The organism is Aquabacterium sp. (assembly GCF_034003525.1).
GTDB lineage: Bacteria > Pseudomonadota > Gammaproteobacteria > Burkholderiales > Burkholderiaceae_C > Aquabacterium.
Genome location: NZ_JAVEYN010000008.1, coordinates 70,587 through 94,121 on the forward strand (window position 1 = coordinate 70,587; position 23,535 = coordinate 94,121).

The following is a 23,535-nucleotide window of genomic DNA, read 5'->3' on the forward strand; positions in this document are numbered from 1 at the left end:
CGTAAAATTGACGGCTTTGTCACGCGACCTGTTCTTGCGCATGTCTTCTTCCTTCTTTCTCTGGCGAGCGCCGTGCTCGCATTGACATGACGCCCGAACTCCATCTGCGCGATGTGGGCAGGCACTGGGGAGATCGCCCCACGCTCCAGCACATCACCCTGAGCCTGACCGCCGGTGAGCGCGTCGCCCTGATCGGGCCCAGTGGGGGCGGCAAGTCCACCTTGATCAAGCTCCTGGCCGGTTCGCTGCGCCCCACCGCCGGGGTCATCGAGGTCAATGGCCGCGCCCTGCACGACTTCGGCTGGACTGAGCTCCAGCGCTACCGCTCGCAATGCCGCATCGTCGAGCAGCAAAGCCTGCTGGTGCCCCAGTCCACCGTGCACAGCAATGTGCTGGGCGGCCTACTTTCAACTTGGCCGTGGCATAAGGTGCTGCGGGCCGCGCTGTGGCCGATCGAGCGCCAGCGGGTGCACGCGGTTCTGGCGCAACTGGGCGTGGCCGAGCACCAGTGGGCCAAGGCGGGCGAGCTCAGCGGCGGTCAGATGCAGCGCGTGGCCATCGCCCGCGCCCTGATCGCCGATCCGGCCATCTTGCTGGCCGACGAACCCACAGCTTCGCTGGATCCGCACACGGCCCGTACCGTCACCCGTCTGATCATCGAGGCCGCCCAGGCCCGCCACATGGCACTGGTGTTCTGCACCCACTGGTTTGACATCGTCAAGCGCGACTGCACCCGGGTCATTGGCCTGCGCAACGGCCAGATCATGTTCGACCTGCCCCCCGATCAGGTCTCGTCCAGCCAACTGGATCAGTTGTATGCAGGCAGCGGCGAGCGGATTTGACCGCGTCCAGCCCTGGCGACGCTGGGCGCTGTGGCTGCTCGTCCTGCTCTCGGCGGAGCTCTGCCTGGCCCTGACCGGCACGCAGGTGAGCAAGCTGTTTGACCGCAACGGCCTGGGCAATGCCGGCGCCATCCTGGGAGGCCTCCTGCATCCGGATTTGTCGCCCGACTTCTTGGGCCGCGTTCTGATGCTGTCCATCGAGAGCCTGCTGATCGGCCTGCTCGGCACCGTGATGGCCGTCGTCCTCGGCGTGAGCCTGGCCTACGTGGCCATCCAGGTGCCGGACCTGCCCGACCCTCCTCGACACGCGCCCACCCTGGTCCGCGTGACCGCGGCCACCCTGCGCTGGCTGGCCCGCTTCACGCTGGGTTTTTTGCGCGCCATGCCCGAGATCGTCTGGGCGTACATCTTTGTGCGCCTGCTCGGCCTGGGCCCCGGCGCAGCCGTGCTGGCCATCGCCCTGACCTCCGGGGGCGGCATCGGCAAGCTCTATGCGGAACTGGCCGAGGCGGTCGATCCGCGTACCGTGCAGGCGCTGCGCGCCACGGGTGCCTCGCGCTGGGGCATCCTGGTCTTTGCCGTCGTGCCTGCCGTGCGGCGCCAGTGGATTGCCTATGCCTTGTTTCGCCTGGAGTGCAACATCCGCAACGGCACCATCCTGGGCGTCGTCGGGGCCGGCGGTCTGGGCAGCGAAATCGCCTTGAGCATTCGCTACTTCGAGTACGACAAGCTGGCCACCACCTTGCTGGCCGTCCTGGCTTTTGTGCTCATTTTGGAAGTCGTCAGCCAGCAACTGCGCCAGCGCGGTGCCCGCTGGACCTTGGCGTGTGCCGGCATCGGCGCCACCCTGGCCCTGTGGCGCCTGGACATCCCCTGGTCGGACCTGGGGTCAGCTCCCGGCCTGACGCTGTTTTCGTTTGACGACATGCGGCCCGACCTGCCCCTGATCACGTCTGTGGTGGCCCTGACGGGCGACACCTTGATGATGGCCTGGGTGGCCACGGTGCTGTCGGCCCTCGTCGCCTTTGTGCTTGCCCCCTTGACCGTGGCCCCCTTGATGACGGGCAGCTACCTCCCCGACCCCGTGCGCCGCGCCCCGCTGGCCCAGGCTCTTGGCCAGGGCTTCAAATGGGGCAGCCGTGGCCTGCTGCAGCTTACGCGGGCCATGCCCGAGCTGACCTTGGCACTGGTGTTTGTGGTGTGGGTGGGCGGCGGCCCGCTGGCCGGCATTCTGGCCATTGCCTTGCACAACATGGGGGTGATGGGGCGCCTGTATTGCGATGTGATGGAAGAGGTCGAACCCGGCCCGGCCGCGGTTCTGCAGGCGCAGGGCGCCAGCCCGCTGGGCACCTTCCTCTTCGGTGTCCTGCCGCAGATCCGGGCGCGCCTGGCAGCGTTCACCCTCTACCGCTTCGAATGCAATGTGCGCGCCACCGTGATGGTGGGCTTTGTAGGCGCTGGCGGCATTGGCGATGCCTTGAACACAGCGATCAGCCTGTTCCACACCCGCGACCTGACCCTGCTGCTGCTCACCATGGTGACCGTGGTGTCCCTGGTCGACGCCATCGGCGACCACCTGCGTGCGCGTCTGCTGCGCAGCGGCCCGCAAAGCGCAGGCCAGCCGCCCTCCTCCGCCCTGTTCTTTCAACCTGCCTGACACAAGGAAACACCCCATGTTCAAACGTCTGACCCAGCTCGGCCGCCTTGGCGTGCTCGCCCTCGCCCCCCTGCTGGCCGCCACCGCCCACGCGGAGGACGTGATCCGCGTCTCCGGCATCCCCGACGAAAACCCGACCGAACTGGCACGCAAGTACCAGCCGCTGGTGGACCACCTGCAAAAGAACCTGGGCGTCAAGGTCGTCTATGTGCCGGTCATCGACTACGGCGCGGCCGTCTCGGCGCTGGCCGCCGGCAAGATCGACTTTGCCTGGCTGGGCGGCTTCACCTATGTGCAGGCCAAGGTGATGGCCGGCGCCAAGCCCGTGGTGATGCGCGACATTGACCGCGAATTCCAAAGCGTGTTCATTGCGAACACCGCCTCGGGCATCAGCAAGCCCGAGCAGATGCGCGGCAAGAGCTTCAGCTTTGGCGCCAAGAGCTCGACCTCCGGTCACCTCTTCCCCCGCCACTTCCTGAGCACCCAGTTCAAGATCGATGCGGACAAGGACTTCTCGGGCGCGCCCCTGTACAGCGGCGCCCACGATGCCACCGTGAAGATGGTCGAGTCCGGCAAGGTGCAGGTCGGCGCGCTGAACATCGAGGTCTGGAACCGCATGCTGGCCGCCAACAAGGTTGACCAGTCCAAGGTCAAGGTCATCTGGACGACACCGCCCTTTGTGGACTACGTCTGGACCGCCCGCAAGGACCTGCCGGCTGCCACCGTGCAGAAGTTTGGCAAGGCCTTCCTGGCCCTGGACGCCAGCAAGCCCGGCGACAAGGCAGTTCTGGACCTGCAAGGTGCCAAGAAGTTCGTGCCGGCCAAGCCCGAAGACTTCCTGGTCATCGAGCAAGTCGGCCGCTCGACCGGTCTGCTCAAGTGATCACGCGGGCGTGACAACGCCCATGTGATGCACCTGCGGTTCAGTCGCGTGGGGTGTCGAAGTTGAGCCGCAAGAGCCGATCAACCTTGGTGTGGATCGGTGACCGCAAACACGGCAGCCTGCACCCGCGAAGTCAGGTTCAGCTTGCGCAGAATGTGCTGCACGTGGATCTTGACCGTGGTTTCGGCGATCTGCAGCGTGCGGGCGATTTCCTTGTTGCTGGCCCCCCGCGCAATCTCGCGCAGGATGTCGTTCTCGCGCGGGGACAGGCGCGAGACCGGCGAAGACGGCTCTTCCTTGGGCCGATCTGGCGCAACCGCCTCCTGGGCGGCCCCCTGCCCCAGCATGTCCGGCGCCAGGGCCGCCGGCGCCGAATCCAGTTTGGGCGAGCCATGGCTCAACACGTCGCGGTAGGCGGCCATCAGCTTGCCGGTCATCTCGGGCGACAACACCGACTCCCCCTGCTGGGCACGCATGACCGCCTCCACGAGTTCCTCGCCCTCGACCGTCTTGAGCAGGTAACCCGCCGCGCCACGCGCCAGGGCTTGCGCCAGGTCATTGGCGTCCTCGCTCACGGTGAGCATGACGACGCGCGCCCTGGGCACGGTGGCGCACAGCTGGGGCAAGGCCTCCACACCGTGGACCCCCGGCAGGTGGTTGTCCAGCAAGATCACGTCAGGCTGATGCTGGGCACCAAGCTTGAGCGCCTCGCCCGCGTCGCGCGCTTCGGCCACCACCTGAACGCGCGCATCGCGCGAGAGCAAGGCAATCAGTCCACGGCGGAACAGGTTGTGGTCGTCCACCACCATCAGGCGGACAGGCTGGGGATCGGTCATGATGTCAGGGCACCGGGTTGGGTGATGGGGCCGCCAGAGCGGCTGGCCACAAGGTTGGGCAGGCGCAATTCGATCAGCGTGCCATCGGGCCCGGATTCGCAGCGCAGATCGGCGCCAATGCGTTGGGCGCGCTCATGCATGATGCTCAGGCCCACATGGGTGTGATCAGCGGGGCCGGCCTCGACGTCGAAGCCCCGGCCGTTGTCGCGGACCTGCACGCACCAGCTCGGCTGGGTCTGGACATTGATCCACACCTGAGTGGCCTGGGCGTGCTTGCGGGTGTTGGACAAGGCCTCCTGCACGATGTGCAGCACCTGGATCTGAACGTCGGGCGGCAGCGGCAGGCCCTGCCCTTGTATCGACAACTGCGTGCGCAGCCCGGTCTGGTGCTCGAACTTCGACAGGGTCTCGCGCAAGGCCGGCTCGATGTCATCGACGTGGGTGCGCACCCGGAAGTGCAACAGGAGCTCCCGGACGTCGTTGTAGCTCTCGCGTACCCCCACGTCCAGCTCGTCCATCGTGTCATGGATGGCCTGCTGGTCCTGGCGTGCCATGGCATCGCGCAGCAACTGCATCTGGATCTTCAGGAAGGCCAGCGACTGGGCAATCGAGTCGTGCAGCTCCTGAGCGAGCAGCTGGCGCTCGGAAAACACCGCGGCCTCGCGCCCCAGCGCGGCGGCCCGCAAGCTCTCCATGGCACCAGCCAGATGGCTGGCCAAGGCCTCGAACAAGGCCTTTTCCTCTTCGCTCAAGGAGGGCTGGCCACGGTAGAACAGCTCGACCTCGCCCAACACCCGCATGTGCAGGCCCAAGGGCACGGTGATCAGGGTGGCGTAGCCCGCCCGCTCGCAATGGTCATGCACACGCCGGCTGGCCGCCTGGCTGTTGAGGTTGCGGGACGCATCGAGGATCGGGATCACGCGCACACTGGGCATGGTGCCGGACTCCACCTTGGCGCCGCAAAAACAGTCGCCCGAGAGCACGCATTGCTCTTCCTCGGCCATGACGTGGGGCAGGCAGTCGCTGCCCAGCAGCACATAGCGCTCGTTGGCCACGTCCGACCAGCGGATGGCCACCGCATCGGCCTGCGCAATGCGACGCATGTGGCGCGCAAAGCCGTGCGCCAGCTCCTCCAGGGTCTCGGCACTGGCCACGAAGGCCGCCACCTCGTAGAGGGCGCTCAGGCGCTGTTGCTTGGTTTCCAGGCTGGCGGTCTTCTCGCGCACCTTGGTTTCCAGGTTGCCATACAGCGACTGCAGGTTCTCGGCCATGCTGTTGAAGCCTTCGGCCAGGGAGCCCATCTCATCGCCGGTTTCAACGATGACCCGGGTGGCGAAGTCCCCGCCCTCGATGTCACGCAAGGCTGATTTCAGGCGCGAGACGGGCTCGAGGATGAACACATAACCCGCATACATGAGCGCCAGGGCACTCAAGATGGCCAGCACCATCATGGCAAGCTGAAAGGTGCGCAGCAGCGTCGTCCAGCCGGAAAGGTGGCGCTCGACGGCAGAGACGAACAGATCGACCTGCGCCACAAACCCTTGCACATGGGCATTCAAGCTACCCGGTGCGGCCGACCCGTCAGCGATGGCCAAGGCCTGGGCACGCAGCGTCTGCCAGTTGCTCACCAGTTGCTGGAACTGCGCCCGGGTTGCGTCATCCCAGGGCACGGCCAGAGGGCGTGAGGAATCGCCACGGCGCAACAAGGTCACGCTGCGGTCAAAAGCGTGCAGTTGATCAGAGACTTCGGTGGTCCACTGCGACGGTGCGTTCACCGGCTTTTGCTGCAAGCTCAAGGCCAACTGGTAGCTGCGCATGCGCATGCGCCCGGCCTCGTTGACGGCGGCCGCGCCCCCTTCCAATTGCCAGGTCACCCACAGGGTCAGGCCGATGGAGGCCAGCGCCAACACCAGGAACACGCCCCCGATCAGCATCAGCTTGGTGGCCAACGCCATGCCGTCCAGGCGCGAACGCAAACGCCGATGCAGGCTCTCGGGCGGTGCATCGGCGGCGGTCTCGTCTTTCAGGTAAATCGGCAAAAACAGGCTCCGTCAGGGCGCAGGCCCGGGACACAACTCAGGATGATGGGGCCGCCACATGCTCACCCCCCGGTCTGTGACATGAAACGCACAATCTGCTGTGGGCGCTCATTGAACTCATGCCGCTCGGGTTTGGCGAGGATGCCGGCCTGGATGGCCGCCACGAGCTCGGCATCGCTCGCACCCTCGCGCATCATGCGACCCAGTGGCACCTGGTCGTTCTGGCCCAGGCAGAGGTAGAGCGTGCCGTCCACCCCCAGGCGCACCCGGTTGCAGGCTTCGCAAAAATGCTGCGACATGGGGGTGATGACGCCCAAGCTCATCTGCCGGTCGGGGGTGCACCAGTAACGCGCCGGCCCGGCACCCTGCCCCATGATCTCCGGCACCAGGCCATGCTGCGCGGCCAACTGTTCACCCAGCTTGCTGAGGTCCACCCCCCGGGTGGCCCGACCGGTGTCGCCCACAGGCATGGGCTCGATCAGGCGCAGCACGAAACCCTGCTCGATGGCAAAGGCCACCATGCGCTGCACCTCGTCGAGGTTGACGTCGGCCTGTACCACCATGTTGAGCTTGATCGGCTGGAAACCGGCCTCGCGGGCGGCACGCAGGCCATCGAGCACGTCGTTCAAGCAATCCCGCCCTGTGATGCGGGCAAAGCAATCGGCATCCAACGAGTCGAGGCTGATGTTGAGGCGCCGAACGCCCGCCTCGCGCAAGCCGGCCGCATGACGGGCCAGTTGGGTACCGTTGCTCGACACCGACAGGTCGCGCAGACCCGGCAAGGCCGCAATCTGACGGGCCAAGTCGGTGACACCGCGCCGCAACAGCGGCTCGCCGCCCGTCAACCGCACCTTGCTAACCCCCAGACCCACGAACAGCCCCACCAGACGGGACATCTCGTCGTGACGCAGCCAGTGTGCAGGCTCCTCAAAGCCCTTGAAGCCCTTGGGCAGGCAGTAGGTGCAACGCAGGTCACACCGGTCGGTGACCGATACCCGCAGGTAGTCAATGCGGCGCTGGAATGAATCAATCAGACGGGTCATGGTGTGGGGGCTCGGTGGTCGCCCAGATGGACGGACGGCAGCTTGACGTTCACTCTAGAGACTCGACACCATTTTGCCTATCGATCGGAAGGACTAGTTCATTGTGGGCTTTGGCCACGGGCCCGGACGTGCTATCAATGCGACATGCGCCCACTGCTCCAACCCGTGGCCCCCAGCATCGACGATCCGATCGAGTTGCTGCAGGCCTGCCATGACAAGGTTCGCCGCTTTGCCGGCCTGACGCTGCGCCTGCGCGCCCACCTCGCCGAGCGGGGCCCGGACGATCAGGCCCAGGAGGCCGCGCGGTCGATTTTGCGTTACTTCGACATGGCCGCTCCGCTGCACCACGACGACGAAGACCGCGACCTGTTTCCGGCGCTGCGAACGCTGGGCCAGCCCGAGCTGACCCGCTGCATCGGCGAGTTGGAAGCCCAGCACGAGAGCCTGGGGCGACTGTGGCAAGCCCTGCGCCCCTGGTTGAGCGCCACGGCCGAGGGCCAGGCCTGCCCGGCGCCGACCGAGATCGACGAATTCGCCGTGGCCTACCCCGCTCATGCCACCCGCGAAGAGACGGAGATCTACCCCGCCGCAGCCCAACTGAGCCCCGATCAGCTGCATCAGATCAGTGACGCGATGGTCCGCCGACGCACGCCTGACTGAGGCCAGCTCGCGCCCGGGGCATCGATGATGCTGAGCGTTTACCGCATACAGAATCACTCGTGACAGAAAGTATGATGCGCACCATCCCCTGTATGGGCGTTTTTGCGCATTGCCTTCATGTCCTCTCCCGCACCCAAATCCCTGATCCTCAACCTGATGCGAGCCGCCGAAGGGCGGCCCGTGACCGCGGCGGATGCGGTGACCTCGGCGGCGCTGTTCGGCATCCGCGAAAACAGCGTGCGCGTCACCCTGGTTCGCCTGGCCGCGGCAGGGATGATCGAATCGGCCGGGCGTGGCACCTACAAGCTGGGGCCTCAGGCTGCAGAATTGGCGCAAGACCTCTCGGGCTGGCGCCACCGCGAAGAGCGCGTCACCGACTGGTCGGGCGCCTGGATCATGGTCAGCACCGGCGCCCTGGGTCGCAGTGACCGTGTGGCCCTGCGCCGCCGCGATCGCGCCCTGGCCCTGCTGGGCTTCAAGGCCCTGGACAGCGGTTTGTACGTTCGGCCTGACAACATCAAGGGTCACACCGCCACCGTGCGGGAGCGCTTGCACCGCCTCGGACTGGAGCGTGCGGCCCCGGTGTTCACCGCCACCGATCTCGATGCCGAGCTGGATGCCCAGGCGCGCACGCTGTGGCAGGGTCAGGGCCTGACCCAGGGCTATGTCCAGACCCGCCAGAAGCTGGAGCAGTGGCTGAGCCGCTGGCACGAGCTGGAGCTCGACGTGGCCGCGCGCGAATGCTATTTGCTGGGCAATGAAGCCATCCGTCAGCTGATTTTCGATCCGCTGCTGCCTGACCCCCTGGTCGACATGCAGGCGCGCCGCGACTTCACGCAATGCGTGCTCGCCTTCGACCAGACCGGCCACGAGATCTGGCGCAAGCTGTTGCCCTCGATGAGCCTGTGACGTTCGCGCCATGCTGATGACCGCGCCCAGCTGGTCATCGCGCGCACCTACAATCGCAGGCATGTTCCAGCCTGCGCTCACGATGAACACCGTGCTGGCCTGCGTCGATGCGCAAGGCCACCCCTCGGCCGTGTGCGACGGTGCCACCTGGGTGGCTCACCGCCTGCATGCCCCGCTGAATTTCCTGCAGGTGATCGACGAGGGCGAGGCACACACGGGCGAGACCCGCTTCAGCGACCTCACCGGCTACGACACTGGCCCCACGCGCACGCAGGCACTGGACGCCATGCCGGGCACCCACATCATCGGCGGTCAGTCGCACAGCCAGCAGCTGCTCGAAGGGGTGCGCGCACGCGCCTTGCACCTGGGTCACACCATGGTCGAGCTCAGCCTGCGTCAGGGCAAGCTCACCGACGCCCTGCTGGACCTGAATGCCGAAACGCGCCTGGTGGTGATGGGCCTGCACTCCCATCACCTGGACCGCCCGTGGCGGCAGGGCTCGCACCACCTGGAGCAGGCCTTGCAGGCGGTGGCGCAACCGCTGCTGGTCGTCACCCGCTCCCACTTCACGCCGCCCTCGGCCTTCGCCCTGGCCTATCACGGCGGGGCAGAGTCGTTGCAACTGGTCGACGCGGTGGCCAACTTGGAACTCTTGCAAGGCATGCCCTGCCACCTGGTGCATGTGGGCAACCGCAACCCCGACATCCAGGCCGAGATGGCCCAGGCCGCGCAACGCCTGGCCGACGCCGGATTCAGCACACACATCGTGATCGAATCCGGTGACGTGACGCAGGTGCTGGGCCGCCATCTGACCATCCAGCAACTGCCGCTGCTGGTGATGGGGGCCTTCACGCACAAGGGCTGGCGCGAGAAACTGCTGGGCACCACCACGTCCACCCTGCTGCGGCGCATCCCGACGAGCGTGCTGGTGCTGCGCTGATCTGGGCTCGGCCAAGCCTGGCCGTTGGGTTGACGCGACACATTCAACGCAGTACAAATGGGGATCCGCCACGCACAGGAGGTGCCGCAATGGACTCCGCTGTTCACACCCTCAGTGAGCTGTTCCGCCAGTTGGGCCTGCCCGACACGCGTGCCGATGTGTCGCGTTTCATCGCGATGCATCGCCCTTTGCCGCCTGAGGTGGCCCTGCCCGAAGCTCCGTTCTGGCGCCCCGAGCAAGCCCGCTTCCTGAGCGAGGAGTTGCAGGACGACTCAGACTGGGCCGAGTTGATCGACACCCTCGACGCCAGCCTGCGCCACCCCGGGCCGCATCTGGGCCCGCCGCCCACTCATTCGCCCTGAACGGGCGCTGGCTGTAGTCCGCCGCCCAGGGACTGGTAGAGCGTGGCGAGGGCGTTGAGGCGGTTCAGACGGTTTTGCGCCAGACTGTTTTCGGCCTGACGGCGGGTTTCCTGCGCGTCCAGCCACGTCTTGAGCGCCGTGGCGCCAGCGCGGTAACGGGCCTCGGCCAGGCGCTCGGAGGTTTGGGCGGCCTTCAGTGCCTCGGCCAGGCGCTCGCCCTGGGTCTCGTATTGCACCCGTGCAGACAAGGCGTCTTCCACGTCGGCCAGTGCCTCGTACCAGGTCTGCCGGTAGGCGCGCACGGTGATCTCGTGATCGGCCTCGGAGATGGCGACGCTGCGCGACATGTCACGCCATTGCACGAAAGGCAGCAGCAAGCCGGCCCCCAGGGTGCCGATCGGGTCGCGCAGCACATCGGACAAGGCCGTGCTGCTGCCGCCCACGCTGCCGGTGAGGGTCAGTGCCGGGTAGAAGCTGGCGCGGGTGGCGTCCACATTGGCCAGGCTCTTGCGCAAGCGCAACTCGGCCGCACTCAGATCAGGGCGGCGGTTGAGCACCGACGCCGGCAAGCCGGCGGCCACCGTGGGCAAAGCACCCTCGGGCAGGCGCATGGCCTCGTTGAGGGCGACGCCGGGCGGGCCGTCGAACAAGATGGCCAAGGCATTGCGAGCCTGCACGCGCTGTTGCAGCCACTGCGTGTGGCCGGCTTCCTGGCTGGCCAGGGCCTGTGTGGCCTGCGCCACCTCCAGGCCCGACACGCTGCCGGCGCGGTACTGGCCTTGCACCAATTGCAGCGTCTGGCGGGCGTAGGCGATGCTTTGCTCGCTGGCGGCCACACGCTGGTTCAGGTAGGCCACCTGCCAGTACTGGCTCGCCACCGTGCCCACCAGAGCCATGGCGGCCGCCTGGCGGTCTTGCTCGGTGGCCTGGGCCTCCCACTCGGCCGCGTCACGCAACGAACCGAGTCGGTTCCACAGGTCCACCTCCCAGCTGGCACTGGCGGTCAGGGAGTGGTTGCGCGAGGTGGACCCGCCCTCGAGGGGCTGCGAGGCATTGGTGTTGGCGCGCACGCTGACACTGGGCAACCGGTCGCTGGCCACCTGCCCGACCACCAACTGGGCCCGGCGCACCTTGATGGCGGCCTGTGCCAGGTTGTTGTTGCGCGCCAGCGCCTGCTCGATCAGCTGCGTCAGGTTCGGGTCGTTCAACTCCGGCCACCAGGGGCTGAGCGTGGCGGAGGCCGTCTGTGCCCCCCCCTGCTGCCAGGCGCCCGGCACCTGCAGGTCGGGCTGGGGCACATTGCCACGCGTGGCGCAGCCGCTCAAGGCCAGCGCGGCCACCAGGGCCAACCAGACAGGCGATGCGCGGTGCACGGAGGGAATGGCGTTCTTCTGTACTGATTTCATGGTCATGTTCTTTGCTGCCTGCTTCCCTGCGGGCTCACTGCCGCGACAAGGCATCGACGGGATCGAGTCGGGCTGCATTGCGTGCCGGCAGGAAGCCGAACACCACGCCGATCAGGGACGACACCCCGAAGGCGGCCACGATGGAGCTCACGGAATACACCATCTGGAAGGTGCCACCGATCTGGGCAAACACCGCGCCGATGCCCAGCGCCAACCCGATCCCCAGGATGCCGCCCAGCAGACACACCAGCACCGCCTCAATCAGGAACTGGCGCAGGATGTCGCTCTGGCGCGCCCCCACCGCCATGCGCACACCGATCTCCTGGGTGCGCTCGGTCACCGACACCAGCATGATGTTCATCACGCCAATGCCGCCCACGATCAGCGAGATCACCGCGATCGACGAGATCAGCAGCGTCATGGTCTGCGTGGTGCTTTCGATGGTCTGGCGGATGCTGTCGCTGTTGCGCACAAAGAAGTCCTTCGTGCCGTGGCGCTGGGTCAGCAGCTTGACGATGCCCTGCTCGGCCGCCGCAGACGGTGCCGTGTCGCTGATGCGCACCGTAATGCTGCGCAGGTGTTGCTGCCCCAGCATGCGCCGCATCACCGTGGTGTAAGGCACCCACACGTTCAGGTTGTCGCTGACCATGAAGCCGCTTTCCTGCGGCGCCGTCACGCCCACCACGCGCACCGGCACGCTGCCCAGAAAGATCACCTCGCCCACCGGGTTCTCGTCCGACTTGAACAAGGCCTTGGCCGTGTTCGGGTCGATCACCGCCTCCTGGGTCTGGCGGCGCACACCGCTGGCGTCGAACGCCTGCCCATTCGCCAGCGTGTAGCCCTTGACGCGGAAGAACTGGTCGCCCACACCGTTGATGTTGGCCGTGGCCTCCACATTGCCGCGGCGCAGCGTCACGCTGGTGTTCACGCTGGGCGTGGCGCTGTCCACAAAGTTCAGGTTGGCCAGCGCCTCCGCGTCGGCCGGCACCAGGGTGCGGATGCGCCCGGCGGTCCGGTCGCCAAAGTTCTGGCCTGGGAAGACGTCGATGGTGTTCGTTCCCATCGCACTGATGTCCTTGAGGATGCGCTGGCGCGAGCCCTCACCCAGGGCCACCATCGACACCACCGAGGCAATGCCGATGATGATGCCGAGCATGGTCAGCAGCGTGCGCAGACGGTGCCCCGCCATCGCGCGCAAGGCCATGGTGAAAGCCTCGGTGAAGCGATCCCAGTTGGCGCGCCAGGGATGGGGGGCGGACTGCGTGCGTTCGCGCTTGACGGCACTCGGCGTATCGCCCTCGCCCTGGCGACGGTCGGACACCACCTCGCCGTCCGAGACCTCGATGATGCGCTGCGCGTGGGCCGCCACCTTGGGGTCATGGGTCACGATGATGACCGTGTGCCCGTCGGCGTGCAGCTCACGCAGGATGCGCATCACCTCGTCGCCACTGGCCGTATCGAGCGCGCCTGTGGGCTCGTCGGCCAGGATGACGTCGCCACCGTTCATCAGAGCGCGCGCAATGCTGACGCGCTGCTGCTGGCCGCCGGACAGCTGGCCCGGCTTGTGTTCGATGCGCTCGCCCAGTCCCAGGCGGCCGAGCAAGGCGGCGGCCCGGGTGTGTCGGTCGGTGGTGTTGTGACCCGCGTAAATCGCGGGGATCTCCACGTTGCCGAGCGCACTGAGGTCGCTCAGCAGGTGGTAGCGCTGGAAGATGAAGCCAAAATGCTCGCGGCGCAAGCGCGCCAGTTCATCGGGTGGCAGGTCGCCCGTGGCCTGGCCGGCCACCTTGTAGAGTCCTCGGGTGGGCCGGTCCAGGCAACCGAGGATGTTCATCAAGGTGGACTTGCCCGAACCCGAGGCGCCGATGATGGCCACCATCTCGCCGGCCTCGATGCGCAGGTTGATCCCCTTGAGCACGGCCACGGTGCCCTCGCCAGACGGGAACTCCCGCCACAGGTCCTGCACCTCCAGCAAGGCAGGTCGGGCCTTCTGGCCGATGGAATGCGATTCACTCATGGCGTCAGAACATCCGTGGCATACGGGGCGTACCGGAGCCAGCACCATTGGCACCGCCCTCGCCCACCACGACCTTTTCACCGGCCTTCAGGCCTTCGAGCACCTGGGCCTGCACACGGTTGTTCAGCCCCACCTTGACTTGGCGCGTGCGCACCTGCGCGTCCTTGCCTTCACCTTCGAGCACCCGCACCTCGTAGGTGCCCTGCTTGCGGTCGCGCTGGCCCAAGGCCGTGGCCGGAATCACCAAGGCCTTGTCCGCGCGGTTGAGCACCACGAACACCTGCGTCGTCATGGCCACCCGCAGCTTGCCCTCCGGATTGTCCACATCAAACAGGCCGTTGTAATAAATGGCGGCACTCGTGGTGCTGGCCGTGGTCGTCTTGGTATCGGTCTGCTCCGACTCGGGCACGGGCTCGATGGCGCGCAGCTTGGCCTCGTAGCGGCGCTGTGGCTCGCCCAGGATGGTGAAGTACACCGGCAGGCCAGGCTTCACACGCACCACGTCGGCCTCGGAAATCTGTGCCTTGATCTGGACCTTGTCCAGCTTGGCCAGCTTGATGATGGTGGGCGCCGACTGCATCGCGTTCACGGTGCGGCCTTCTTCGGCCACCACGGCCACCACCACGCCGTCGATCGGCGCCATGATGCGGGTGTAGCCCAGGTTAACGCGGGCGGTGTCCACCGAGATATTGGCCTGACGGATCTGCGCGTCCAGCGCAGCGATCTCGGCCTTGGTGGTGGCCAGTGTGGCCTCGGCGTCGTCCAGGTCGGCCTTGGAGCCGGCGTCCAGCTGGAACAGGTCTTTCTTGCGCTGGTAGCTCAGCTCGGCCTGGCGCAGCTGGGCCTGGCGAGCCTGACGCTGAGCGCTCAACAGCGACACCTGGGCCTCGGCATTGCGCAGCGTGTTGGTCTGCGTGGTGGAGTCGATTTCGGCCACCAACTGACCCTTGGTCACCCTGTCGCCCAGCGCCACGTGCAGGCGCTTGATCTGGCCGGATACCTGGGCCCCCACACTGACCTCTTGAGAGGCCTCGATGGTGCCGCTGGCGAGCACGGTGTCCTCGATGTCGTCCATCACGGCTTCGGCGGTGATGACCTGAGGTGTACTGGGCGGCTTGAAGTACACCAACTTGATGCCCCAGCCTGCGGCCGCCACCAAGGCCACCCCCACCGCCAGGCGCCAGCCCGACAACCATCGATTGCGTTTCATTGTGCTCATGTTCACAGTGTCCTGGTGGACGGTGTCTCAACTGCGTTCCGCCCGTAAAGGAAATGTAAAGTCAAACCCATGCATAACGTCACCCTCATCACCGGCGCCAGCCAAGGCATTGGCGCCGCCACCGCGCGTTTGCTGGCGACACAAGGCCACGCACTGCTCATTCACTACGCCCACCGGGCCGACTTGGCCCAGGCCGTGGCCGATGAATGCCTGCAACTGGGCGCACCCCACGCCATCATCGCCCAGGCCGACATGGCCTCCGAAGCGGACATCCTTGCGTTGTTCGCCAAGGCAGATGCCTGTCTGCCACCGCTGACGGGCCTGGTGAACAACGCCGGCATCATCGACCGCACCGCGCGCCTGGACGAAATGAGCGCCGAGCGCCTGGCACGCATGTTCGCCGTCAACGTGGTGGGCCCCATGCTGTGCGCGCGAGAAGCCGTCCAGCGCATGTCGAGCCGCCACGGCGGTCGCGGTGGCGTGATCGTCAACGTCTCCAGCAGTGCGGTGCGCAGCGGCTCGCCCGCGATGTACGTGGACTACGCGGCCAGCAAAGGCGCCATCGACGTGTTCACGCAAGGCCTGTCCAAGGAAGTGGCCGGGGAAGGCGTGCGCGTGTGCGCGGTGCGCCCGGGCATCACGGCCACCGGCATCCATGCCACGGGCGGCGAACCCGACCGGGCCGATCGCCTGGGGCCGAGCTTGCCCATGGGACGGGCCGCACATCCGGAAGAAGTGGCTCAGGCGATTGCCTGGCTGCTCTCGGATGCAGCGAGTTACACGGCGGGTGCGATCGTGGATGTGACCGGCGGGCGCTGAGTCAGCCCGCGCGCAATCACTGTCATCAGGCTTTCACACCGACCCGGCACACTGCCTGATGTTCCGAGTCGTCAGTGACGCACCCGGAGGGAGCAAAGCCTGTCCTGACATGCTGGTCACCACAGTCAGGACACAGCCCACGCCCCCAATCTATTCTTTGCGTGAAGCCCCCAAGAGCGACAGCGTGAGCGCCACACGGGCTTGAGCCGCCGTCAGATACGGCACCCCCGGCCACTCGTCCCCCTCCCGCGGTAGCACGCCGCCTCGTGCCACACGGCTGCTGCGCCACACGGTCACGCCCTGGCGCACGGCCTCGCGCAACGCTTCGGTCAAGCCTGCATGCATGGTGCCGTGTCCAGTGCCAGCCACCACGATGCCACGCAGGGGTCTTGCTGAGGTCTGCGCGTGAGCCAGCATGGCCCGCACGATCCAGCCGTCGGCGTCGGCATGGCTACAGACGATCTCGACCCGTGGCGGGTCTGCTTCCAGATAACCCCAGCCCCAACGACCGCAAGGGTGCCAGGCCGACGGCCAGGACTCCTCGGCGGGCTCAGCCGGCCCTGCCCGTTGCGCCCGAAAGCCCAATTTCGCCAGGGCTTTGACCACATCCTCGTCGGACTCCACTGGCTCCCGCCTCAAGTTGACCAACGGCGGCGCATCACCGCCATCGAAGGCATCGGGCGCATTGCTATGCGACTTGCGCACAGCGCTGGCCGACCAGACCCGCCCGTGCATCACGGCCACCACGCCCCCCAGGCAGCGACGCGACGCCTCTTGCACCACCCGCACCGCATCCCGAAGGTTGGTCGGACCATCGGCTTGAGGCGAGGTCGCCGGGAACATGGCGGCGGTCAACACCACCGGCTTGGCACCATCGTGCAGAGCCTGAAGCAGGTAGGCGGTTTCTTCCAGCGTGTCGGTGCCATGTGTGATGACCACACCGGCCACCTCGTCACGCTCCAGGTGCTCGTGCAAGGCACGACCCAAGGCGCGCCAGACCGACCAGCTCATGTCCTTGCTGTCGACCTGAGCGACCTGTACGGTTTCGAGCGGCACACCCCGCAAAGCCGGCACGGCCTCCACCAGTTGCGACACCGACAGCTGCGCAGCCCGGTAGTCCCATTGCCGCGACGGATCCTGAGCCGTGCCCGCAATGGTGCCCCCCGTTCCCAGAATCACCACCCGCCGCATCGTCGCACCCAACCCACAAACAAAATACTGGACAAACAAACAGCCCTGTATAGAATGACAGTCAACGTCGACACCCTCTCTACAAGGCACGACCCGCGATGACGAACGATAAACCCAAACTCACGCCCCGCCAGCAACAGATTTTTGAGCTGATTCAGCGTGCCATCGCCAAAACAGGTGCGCCCCCTACGCGTGCCGAAATCGCGGCCGAACTGGGGTTTCGTTCGGCCAATGCCGCCGAAGAACACTTGCAGGCCTTGGCGCGCAAAGGGGTCATCGAACTGGTGGGCGGCACCTCGCGCGGCATTCGCCTGAAGGCGGGCACCTTGCGCACCGTGAACGAAACGCGCAAGCGTGGCGACACCGAGTCATCGGGCCTGTCCTTCAACCTGCCGCTTCCCGGGCTGGAGCAACTCGTGCTGCCGCTGGTCGGGCGCGTGGCCGCCGGCCACCCCATCCTGGCGCAAGAGCACATTGAACAAAGCTACGCGGTCGAGCCCAGCCTGTTTGCCAAGCGCCCCGACTACCTCTTGCGCGTTCGCGGCATGAGCATGAAAGACGCGGGCATCCTTGATGGCGACCTGCTGGCTGTCGCACGCACCCGCGAAGCCCGCAACGGGCAAATCGTGGTGGCCCGCCTGGGTGACGAGGTCACCGTCAAACGCTTTCAGCGCACGCCGCAGGGCATCACCCTGCTGCCCGAGAACCCTGATTTCGAACCCATCGTGGTGTCCCCTGACCACCCCGAGTTTGAGCTCGAGGGACTGGCCGTGGGTCTGATCCGCAACCAACCTCTGAACTGAGCCACTGTCTTTCTCACCACGCGGGTGGCGGGCATTCGCATCATCAGGCCGATGATGCAATCCCGTGTGGTGATCCTTCATTGGAATCCTGCCGAACTTCAACGCTGTCTTTGGGAGTTCAACATGATTCATCACCTGGCCCGTGCTTTCCACGTCCGCGAGACCCACCTCAACGCCCCCCCCTCGCCCGACGGAACGCGTCCAGCCTCTGCACCGGCCACACGCCCCGTCAAGCCTCGACCCATCACGCCCTGGGGTGCGCCGCCGTCCTCGGCCAGCAGTACCCGCCAAGGGGGGACGGCCCAGGTCATCCCGCTTCGCGCCCCCATGGTCAGTGGCACGCGCGTGCGCATCAGCACCGACCCCAGCGACGCACGTCGCACCGTGATCGCCGGGCGCTTTGCCGAAGTCTGCGCCGCCCTCGACCGCCTGGTGCGCGAACAAGAAGCGGCCGCCTGAGTCCCCCTCGCTCCCTCCCAAGCCCGGCTTCCCCGAGCGCCACGCGAAGCTGAGACCTAAAAAAATCCCGCCGGCATCGCTGCACGGCGGGATGGGATCGGGGTTCAAGCCACCCGGGCATCTAAAGCCACCCAGCCTCTCAGGCCGGCCAGTCGCATCAGCCCATGTGCAAGCCGCCGTTGACCGAGAAGTCAGCGCCGGTGGCAAAGCCCGCTTCATCGCTGGCCACCCACGAGATCATCGAGGCGATCTCGTCCGGGGTGCCCAGGCGCTTGACGGGAATCGTGGCCACGATCTTGTCGAGCACGTCCTGGCGGATCGAGCGCACCATGTCTGTGCCGATGTAGCCCGGCGAGACGGTGTTGACCGTCACGCCCTTGCTGGCTACTTCCTGTGCCAAGGCCATCGTGAAGCCGTGCATGCCGGCCTTGGCAGCCGAGTAGTTGGTCTGACCAAACTGACCCTTTTCGCCGTTGACCGAACTGATGTTGACGATGCGGCCCCAGCCCCGGTCCACCATGTCGTCGATCACCTGCTTGGTGACGTTGAACATGCTGTTGAGGTTGGTGTCCATCACCGCATCCCAGTCGGCCTTGGTCATCTTGCGGAACATGCCATCACGCGTGATGCCGGCGTTGTTCACCAGGATGTCGATGGGACCGTGCTCGGCCTTGGTCTTCTTGAAGGCCTCGACGGTCGAGTCCCAGTCGGCCACGTTCCCCACCGAAGCGTAGAAGGTGTAGCCCAGGGCCTTTTGCTCATCCAGCCACTTGGTGTAGTCACGGCTCGGGCCGCAACCAGCAATCACCTTGTAGCCATCGCGGTGCAGGCGCTGGCAAATGGCCGTTCCGATGCCGCCCATCCCGCCGGTGACGTAAGCAATTTTCTGAGTCATGCTGTGCTCCTCTTTGTTTGTGTGATGACCCGAGTCAGCGCTCGATGGTCAAAGCAACGCCCATGCCACCGCCGATGCACAGCGAGGCGATGCCTTTCTTGGCGTCGCGACGTTGCATCTCGTGCAGCAAGCTCACCAGGATGCGGCAACCCGACGCACCGATGGGGTGACCGATGGCGATGGCGCCACCATTGACGTTCACCTTGCTGGTGTCCCAGCCCATTTCCTTGTGCACGGCACAGGCCTGGGCGGCGAAGGCTTCGTTGATTTCCAGCAGGTCGAGTTCGGAAGCCTGCCAGCCGGCACGCTCCAGCGCACGGCGCGACGCAGGCACCGGGCCCATGCCCATGTAAGCTGGGTCCAGACCAGCGCTGGCGTAGGACTTGATGCGACCCAGCACCTTCAGACCCAGTTGCTGCGCCTTCTCGGCCGTCATCAGCACCACAGCGGCGGCGCCGTCGTTGATGCCCGAAGCGTTGCCCGCGGTGACGCTGCCTGCCTTGTCGAAGGCCGGACGCAGACCCGCCAGGGCTTCCGCGGTGCTCTTGCGGTTCAGGTATTCGTCGGCGTCGAACACCAGCGGATCGCCCTTCCTCTGTGGGATCACCACCGGCACGATCTCGTCCTTGAACTTGCCGGCGTCTTGCGCGGCCGCGGCCTTTTGCTGCGACGCCAGGGCCAGGGCGTCCTGCTCTTCACGGCTGATGCCGTACTGCTTGGCCACGTTCTCGGCGGTGATGCCCATGTGGTACTGGTTGTACACGTCCCACAGACCATCGTTGATCATGGAGTCGACCATCTGCCAGTTGCCCATGCGCTGACCTTCGCGCGAGTTGGGCACCACGTGGGGCGACAGGCTCATGTTTTCCTGGCCGCCAGCGATCACGATCTCGGCGTCGCCGTCACGGATGGCTTGCACGCCCAGCATCACGGCCTTCAGACCCGAACCGCAGACCTTGTTGATGGTCATGGCGGGAACGCCTTGGGGCAGGCCCGCCTTGATGACGGCCTGGCGCGCAGGGTTCTGACCACAGCCGGCGGTCAGGACCTGACCCAGGATGACTTCGCTGACCTGCTCACCCGTCAGCCCGGTACGGCGCAACAGGTCCTTGATCACGATGGCGCCCAATTCGCTGGCCGGGGTTTTGGCCAGGGAACCCCCAAATTTGCCCACGGCGGTTCTCGCGGCGGCAACAATGACGATGTCAGTCAAGATCTTCTCCTTCAGTCAAGATAGGTGCCCGTTGTGCGGGCACGTTGTCAGGCTTTGCGCAGAACGTATCGTCCTGGCGCAGCTTCGATCGCAGGGTATTTACGGCTGCCTGCTTGCTTGGGTGCAGCCACCATCGGGCCGGCATGTTCACGCAGCCAGTCGGACCACACGGTCCACCAGCTGCCAGGTTGTTCTTCGGCGCTGGCCAGCCAGGTGTTGGCGTCGGCCGGCAGTTGCTTGACCTTCGAACCGGTCACCCAGTGGCTGCGCTTCTTCTTGGCGGGCGGGTTGATCACCCCGGCGATGTGACCGGAAGCGCCCAGCACGAAGGTGCGCGGGCCCGTGACCACCTGGGACGAGGCGTAAGCCGATTCCCAGGGCACGATGTGGTCTTCGCGCGAGCCGTAGATGAAGGTTGGCATGTCCAGGCGGCGCAGGTCGAGCGGTTCACCGCACACGGTCACGGCACCGGGCTTGATCAGATTGTTTTCCAGATAGGTGTTGCGCAGGTACCAGGCGTAGTAGGGCCCGGGCAGGTTGGTGCTGTCGCTGTTCCAGTAGAGCAGGTCGAACGCCGGGGGCATTTCGCCCTTGAGGTAGTTGCCCACCACGTAGTTCCACACCAGGTCGTTCGGGCGCAGGAAGGCGAAGGTGGAGGCCAGGTCGCCGCCCTTCATCAGACCGCCGCCTTGCGGGCTGTCCGGGCCCATGGTCATTTCGCGCATGCGCACCATGGCCTCATCGATGAAGATGTCCAGGATGCCGGTGTGCGCGAAGTCCAGGAAGGACGTCAGCAGGGTCAGGCTGGCGACGGGCTTGCGGCCCTTGGCAGCGAGCACGGCCAGCGCAGTGCCCAACATCGTGCCGCCCACACAGAAGCCCAGGGCGTTGATCTGCTCAACCCCGGTGATCTCGCGGGTCACGTCGATGGCCTGGATGACGCCGTGCTCGATGTAGTCGTCCCAGGTGGACTTGGCCAGGCTCTCGTCGGGGTTGACCCAGCTGACCATGAAGACGCGGTGGCCTTCGGACAGCAGGTGGCGCACCAGCGAGTTGTCAGGCTGCAGGTCGAGGATGTAGTACTTGTTGATGCACGGCGGCACGAACAGGAAGGGGGTGGCGTGCACCTTGGCCGTGATCGGGGTGTACTCGATCAGCTGGAAGAAGCCGTTCTCATATACGACCGTGCCGGGCGTGGTGGCGACGTTCTTGCCGACCTCGAACACGCTTTCGTCCGTCATCGACAGGTGGCCCTGGCGAATGTCACCCAGCAGGTGCTGGATGCCATGCTGGATGCTCTCGCCCTTGGTCTCGACGGCCTTCTTCAAGGCTTCGGGGTTGAGCGCCAGGAAGTTGCTGGGCGACATGGCGGCCGACCACTGCTGCACGGCAAAGCGCACGCGCTCACGGGCTTTTTCAGCGCCGGCGAGGCTGTCGGCCAGGCGCTGCATGGTCTGGGCGTTGAGCAGGTACATCGACGCGGTGAACGCGCTCGCCGGGCTTTGGCTCCACTCGGGGGCGGCAAAGCGGCGGTCCTTGACGGTCAGGGCTTCGGGCTGGGTCAGAGCCTGGTTCCACAACTCGGTGGCGCGCTGCAGGTACTCGCTCTGGATGGTCTTGAGCGTATCCGGATCGACCTTGAGGGCGGCCAGCGACTGCAGGTCACCGGAGACGCTCTGGCTGACGGCCTCGACGGCCTGCTTCACGGGCGTGAGGCCCGGCACTTTCAAACCAGCCGTGGGCGACTGCTGCAGCCACGACTGGAACAGCTCGGGCGAGAAGCCAGCCAATTTGCTCAACTGGGCTTCCCACTGTGTCTTGAGCGACTCAAAGTCCACACCTGGCAAACGGAAGGCCGCACCCATCTGTTCAAACGCCGAAGCCTGGGGCGCGGACGTTGCGGTGGTCTCGGCCTGGGGGGCGGAAGTGTCTTTTGCGGCACCGCGTGCGGCACGCGGCTTGTGAGGTACAGCCATACGTCTCCTGTTTGAACTCGCTATTTCTTCACGACATGATGGCCGAATCATGTGGCGTTACGCTGACAACGTCACAATGTTGCAAACACGCCAATCGGCCATCGTTCGGTCCGCGCGATGCGTTCGCATGGCCGATATTCCCATCTTGCCTCCATCACCTGACGCAATCCCTGTGCCAGGACCCCTCGTTTACCCTTGGTCATTCCGTTTTTTTGAGTAGCTCTGATGTGGATTGTTGCAATCGCCTGGATGTATGTCGCCGTGATGATGGCCTTGGCCGAGGCCACCAGCACCCAGGGCTCCATCCTGGGCGCCATCATCACATTCGTGATGTACGGCGTGGGGCCACTGGCACTGGTTCTGTACCTGATGGGAACGCCCGCCCGTCGGCGTGCGCGCCGTGCTGCCGAAGAGGCCGAGTGGCGCGCGCAGCAGGCCGCCGAGTCCCGGACCCAGGACGGTCAGACGGGTGTCTCAGCGGGCGGCGAAGGCTTAACGCAGGCAGATGCTGGCAGCCTGACGCCCGGTGACAGGCTCGCGACGGAACGAAAAGAACCGTGATGCATCGCTGACCGTGCAGTCGGCATCGCTCTGAATGCCGTGCACGCCCAGGGCCTGCAGGATGTCGCGGGCCAGGCCTGGCAGATCGGCCAGCCATTTGCCCGGAGCATTGGGCACGAAACGCGCGTCCACGGCGCCTTGATCCGGCTCGCGTCCGAAGCCGCGCAGCACATCGGCCCCCACCTCAAAGCGCCGCGACCCGATACACGGGCCCAGCCACGCCCGCAACTCGCCCGGGGCGCAGCCAGTGGCCGAGCACAAGGCCGCCACCCCTGAGTGCACGATGCCCTGCCCTTGCATGGCCCCGGCGCCCGCCAAGCCCCGCCAGCCGGCATGCAGCGCGGCCACACCTCGGCCGCCCGGCGCGGCCAGCAAGATCGGCAGGCAATCGGCCACCATGACGGTGCAGGCCAAGCCCGGCTCGGTCGTGAACGCCCCGTCGGCCTCTGGCTGGGGGATGCCCGGTGTCAGGCACACGCGGTCGGGGTCAGCGGGATCGGGCGTGCGGCTCAAGCGCACCACCCGGTTGCCATGCACCTGGGTCAGCCACACGGGTTCGGCCTGCATGTGGGCGGCCAGCTTGGCCCGGTTGGTCGCCACGGCCATGAGGTCGTCTCCGACATGGTCACCCAGGTTGCAGGCGTCATAAGGGGGCTGGCTGACACCGCCCGCGCGGGCGCTCATGAGGGCGCGCACCGGCTCACCCAGGTTCACCACCGTCCAGCCGGACGGCAATGGCGAAGGATGCGCTGGGGTTTCAGGGGGCAAAGACATGGAAGGTCAGACAAGGCCGCTATGATCCAGC

Annotated in this window: 22 protein-coding genes; 11 read left to right on the plus strand and 11 right to left on the minus strand. The window is 66.1% G+C overall.

Features of this window, described 5'->3' with window-relative positions; genetic code table 11:
• Nucleotides 1–86 precede the first annotated feature (86 nt).
• The 3 genes from RBT42_RS06810 to RBT42_RS06820 are packed head-to-tail and all read left to right on the plus strand — an operon-like array spanning nucleotide 87 to nucleotide 3,382.
• Nucleotides 87–842, plus strand: coding sequence for a phosphonate ABC transporter ATP-binding protein (locus tag RBT42_RS06810; RefSeq protein ID WP_320363427.1), 756 nt, complete (start codon nucleotides 87–89; stop codon nucleotides 840–842).
• Complete coding sequence (locus RBT42_RS06815; RefSeq protein WP_320363428.1) at nucleotides 817–2,499, plus strand: PhnE/PtxC family ABC transporter permease; 1,683 nt, start codon at nucleotides 817–819, stop codon at nucleotides 2,497–2,499. Before RBT42_RS06810 ends, RBT42_RS06815 begins: the two co-directional genes overlap by 26 nt.
• Nucleotides 2,500–2,515: 16 nt before the next feature.
• The gene (locus RBT42_RS06820) at nucleotides 2,516–3,382 is read left to right on the plus strand and encodes a putative selenate ABC transporter substrate-binding protein (RefSeq protein ID WP_320363429.1); all 867 of its coding nucleotides are present in this window, start codon (nucleotides 2,516–2,518) and stop codon (nucleotides 3,380–3,382) included.
• Nucleotides 3,383–3,462: 80 nt separating this feature from the next.
• On the opposite strand, the gene RBT42_RS06825 is transcribed toward RBT42_RS06820, so the two are convergent.
• The 3 genes from RBT42_RS06825 to moaA all read right to left on the minus strand — a co-directional run bounded on the left by RBT42_RS06825 (nucleotide 3,463) and on the right by moaA (nucleotide 7,300).
• Nucleotides 3,463–4,218, minus strand: a complete 756-nt coding sequence (locus tag RBT42_RS06825) for a response regulator (RefSeq protein WP_320363430.1) — start codon at nucleotides 4,216–4,218, stop codon at nucleotides 3,463–3,465.
• Entirely contained in the window at nucleotides 4,215–6,257 is a 2,043-nt protein-coding gene (locus RBT42_RS06830) for a type IV pili methyl-accepting chemotaxis transducer N-terminal domain-containing protein (protein WP_320363431.1), read from the minus strand. The genes RBT42_RS06825 and RBT42_RS06830 overlap by 4 nt, the downstream gene beginning before the upstream one ends.
• 62 nt (nucleotides 6,258–6,319) lie before the next feature.
• Nucleotides 6,320–7,300, minus strand: coding sequence for a GTP 3',8-cyclase MoaA (gene moaA / locus RBT42_RS06835; protein WP_320363432.1), 981 nt, complete (start codon nucleotides 7,298–7,300; stop codon nucleotides 6,320–6,322).
• A gap of 144 nt (nucleotides 7,301–7,444) precedes the next feature.
• Between moaA and RBT42_RS06840 the strand changes: the two genes are divergently transcribed.
• The 4 genes from RBT42_RS06840 to RBT42_RS06855 all read left to right on the plus strand — a co-directional run bounded on the left by RBT42_RS06840 (nucleotide 7,445) and on the right by RBT42_RS06855 (nucleotide 10,171).
• Nucleotides 7,445–7,960, plus strand: coding sequence for a hemerythrin domain-containing protein (locus RBT42_RS06840; protein WP_320363433.1), 516 nt, complete (start codon nucleotides 7,445–7,447; stop codon nucleotides 7,958–7,960).
• Nucleotides 7,961–8,077: 117 nt separating this feature from the next.
• Nucleotides 8,078–8,869 (plus strand): PaaX family transcriptional regulator C-terminal domain-containing protein, encoded by a 792-nt coding sequence (locus RBT42_RS06845; RefSeq protein ID WP_320363435.1) that lies wholly within the window; start codon nucleotides 8,078–8,080, stop codon nucleotides 8,867–8,869.
• A 61-nt stretch (nucleotides 8,870–8,930) separates the two neighbouring features.
• On the plus strand, nucleotides 8,931–9,809 hold the full coding sequence (locus RBT42_RS06850; protein WP_320363437.1) for a universal stress protein: 879 nt from the start codon (nucleotides 8,931–8,933) through the stop codon (nucleotides 9,807–9,809).
• 89 nt (nucleotides 9,810–9,898) lie between these two features.
• Nucleotides 9,899–10,171 (plus strand): DUF2789 domain-containing protein, encoded by a 273-nt coding sequence (locus RBT42_RS06855; protein ID WP_320363439.1) that lies wholly within the window; start codon nucleotides 9,899–9,901, stop codon nucleotides 10,169–10,171.
• On the opposite strand, the gene RBT42_RS06860 is transcribed toward RBT42_RS06855, so the two are convergent.
• The 3 genes from RBT42_RS06860 to RBT42_RS06870 are packed head-to-tail and all read right to left on the minus strand — an operon-like array spanning nucleotide 10,159 to nucleotide 14,804.
• The gene (locus RBT42_RS06860; protein WP_320363441.1) at nucleotides 10,159–11,577 is read right to left on the minus strand and encodes an efflux transporter outer membrane subunit; all 1,419 of its coding nucleotides are present in this window, start codon (nucleotides 11,575–11,577) and stop codon (nucleotides 10,159–10,161) included. The genes RBT42_RS06855 and RBT42_RS06860 overlap by 13 nt on opposite strands.
• Nucleotides 11,578–11,611: 34 nt before the next feature.
• Complete coding sequence (locus RBT42_RS06865; RefSeq protein WP_320363443.1) at nucleotides 11,612–13,594, minus strand: MacB family efflux pump subunit; 1,983 nt, start codon at nucleotides 13,592–13,594, stop codon at nucleotides 11,612–11,614.
• Between the two features lie 4 nt (nucleotides 13,595–13,598).
• Nucleotides 13,599–14,804: an efflux RND transporter periplasmic adaptor subunit gene (locus tag RBT42_RS06870; protein WP_320363514.1), complete on the minus strand. Its 1,206-nt coding sequence runs from the start codon at nucleotides 14,802–14,804 to the stop codon at nucleotides 13,599–13,601.
• A 78-nt stretch (nucleotides 14,805–14,882) separates the two neighbouring features.
• Here RBT42_RS06870 and RBT42_RS06875 point away from each other — a divergent pair, with 78 nt between their 5' ends.
• Entirely contained in the window at nucleotides 14,883–15,632 is a 750-nt protein-coding gene (locus RBT42_RS06875; RefSeq protein WP_320363445.1) for an SDR family oxidoreductase, read from the plus strand.
• Nucleotides 15,633–15,782: 150 nt separating this feature from the next.
• Here RBT42_RS06875 and RBT42_RS06880 read toward each other — a convergent pair whose 3' ends face one another.
• Nucleotides 15,783–16,811, minus strand: coding sequence for an asparaginase (locus RBT42_RS06880; RefSeq protein WP_320363447.1), 1,029 nt, complete (start codon nucleotides 16,809–16,811; stop codon nucleotides 15,783–15,785).
• A gap of 110 nt (nucleotides 16,812–16,921) precedes the next feature.
• On the opposite strand from RBT42_RS06880, the gene lexA reads away from it, so the two are divergent.
• The gene (lexA, locus tag RBT42_RS06885) at nucleotides 16,922–17,626 is read left to right on the plus strand and encodes a transcriptional repressor LexA (protein WP_320363449.1); all 705 of its coding nucleotides are present in this window, start codon (nucleotides 16,922–16,924) and stop codon (nucleotides 17,624–17,626) included.
• 123 nt (nucleotides 17,627–17,749) lie between these two features.
• Nucleotides 17,750–18,085: a hypothetical protein gene (locus RBT42_RS06890; protein ID WP_320363451.1), complete on the plus strand. Its 336-nt coding sequence runs from the start codon at nucleotides 17,750–17,752 to the stop codon at nucleotides 18,083–18,085.
• Between the two features lie 157 nt (nucleotides 18,086–18,242).
• Here the strand turns inward: RBT42_RS06890 and phbB are convergent, their stop codons facing one another.
• From phbB to RBT42_RS06905, 3 genes are read right to left on the minus strand one after another with little or no spacing between them, the layout of a single operon-like run.
• Nucleotides 18,243–18,980, minus strand: a complete 738-nt coding sequence (gene phbB, locus RBT42_RS06895; RefSeq protein ID WP_320363453.1) for an acetoacetyl-CoA reductase — start codon at nucleotides 18,978–18,980, stop codon at nucleotides 18,243–18,245.
• 34 nt (nucleotides 18,981–19,014) lie between these two features.
• On the minus strand, nucleotides 19,015–20,193 hold the full coding sequence (locus RBT42_RS06900) for an acetyl-CoA C-acetyltransferase (protein WP_320363455.1): 1,179 nt from the start codon (nucleotides 20,191–20,193) through the stop codon (nucleotides 19,015–19,017).
• Between the two features lie 47 nt (nucleotides 20,194–20,240).
• A complete protein-coding gene (locus tag RBT42_RS06905; RefSeq protein WP_320363457.1) occupies nucleotides 20,241–22,169 on the minus strand; it encodes a class I poly(R)-hydroxyalkanoic acid synthase in 1,929 nt (642 codons plus the stop codon).
• A gap of 225 nt (nucleotides 22,170–22,394) precedes the next feature.
• Here RBT42_RS06905 and RBT42_RS06910 point away from each other — a divergent pair, with 225 nt between their 5' ends.
• Nucleotides 22,395–22,730, plus strand: a complete 336-nt coding sequence (locus RBT42_RS06910; protein ID WP_320363459.1) for a hypothetical protein — start codon at nucleotides 22,395–22,397, stop codon at nucleotides 22,728–22,730.
• Here RBT42_RS06910 and pgeF read toward each other — a convergent pair.
• A complete protein-coding gene (gene pgeF, locus RBT42_RS06915; protein WP_413785866.1) occupies nucleotides 22,662–23,504 on the minus strand; it encodes a peptidoglycan editing factor PgeF in 843 nt (280 codons plus the stop codon). The genes RBT42_RS06910 and pgeF overlap by 69 nt on opposite strands.
• Nucleotides 23,505–23,535 lie beyond the last annotated feature (31 nt).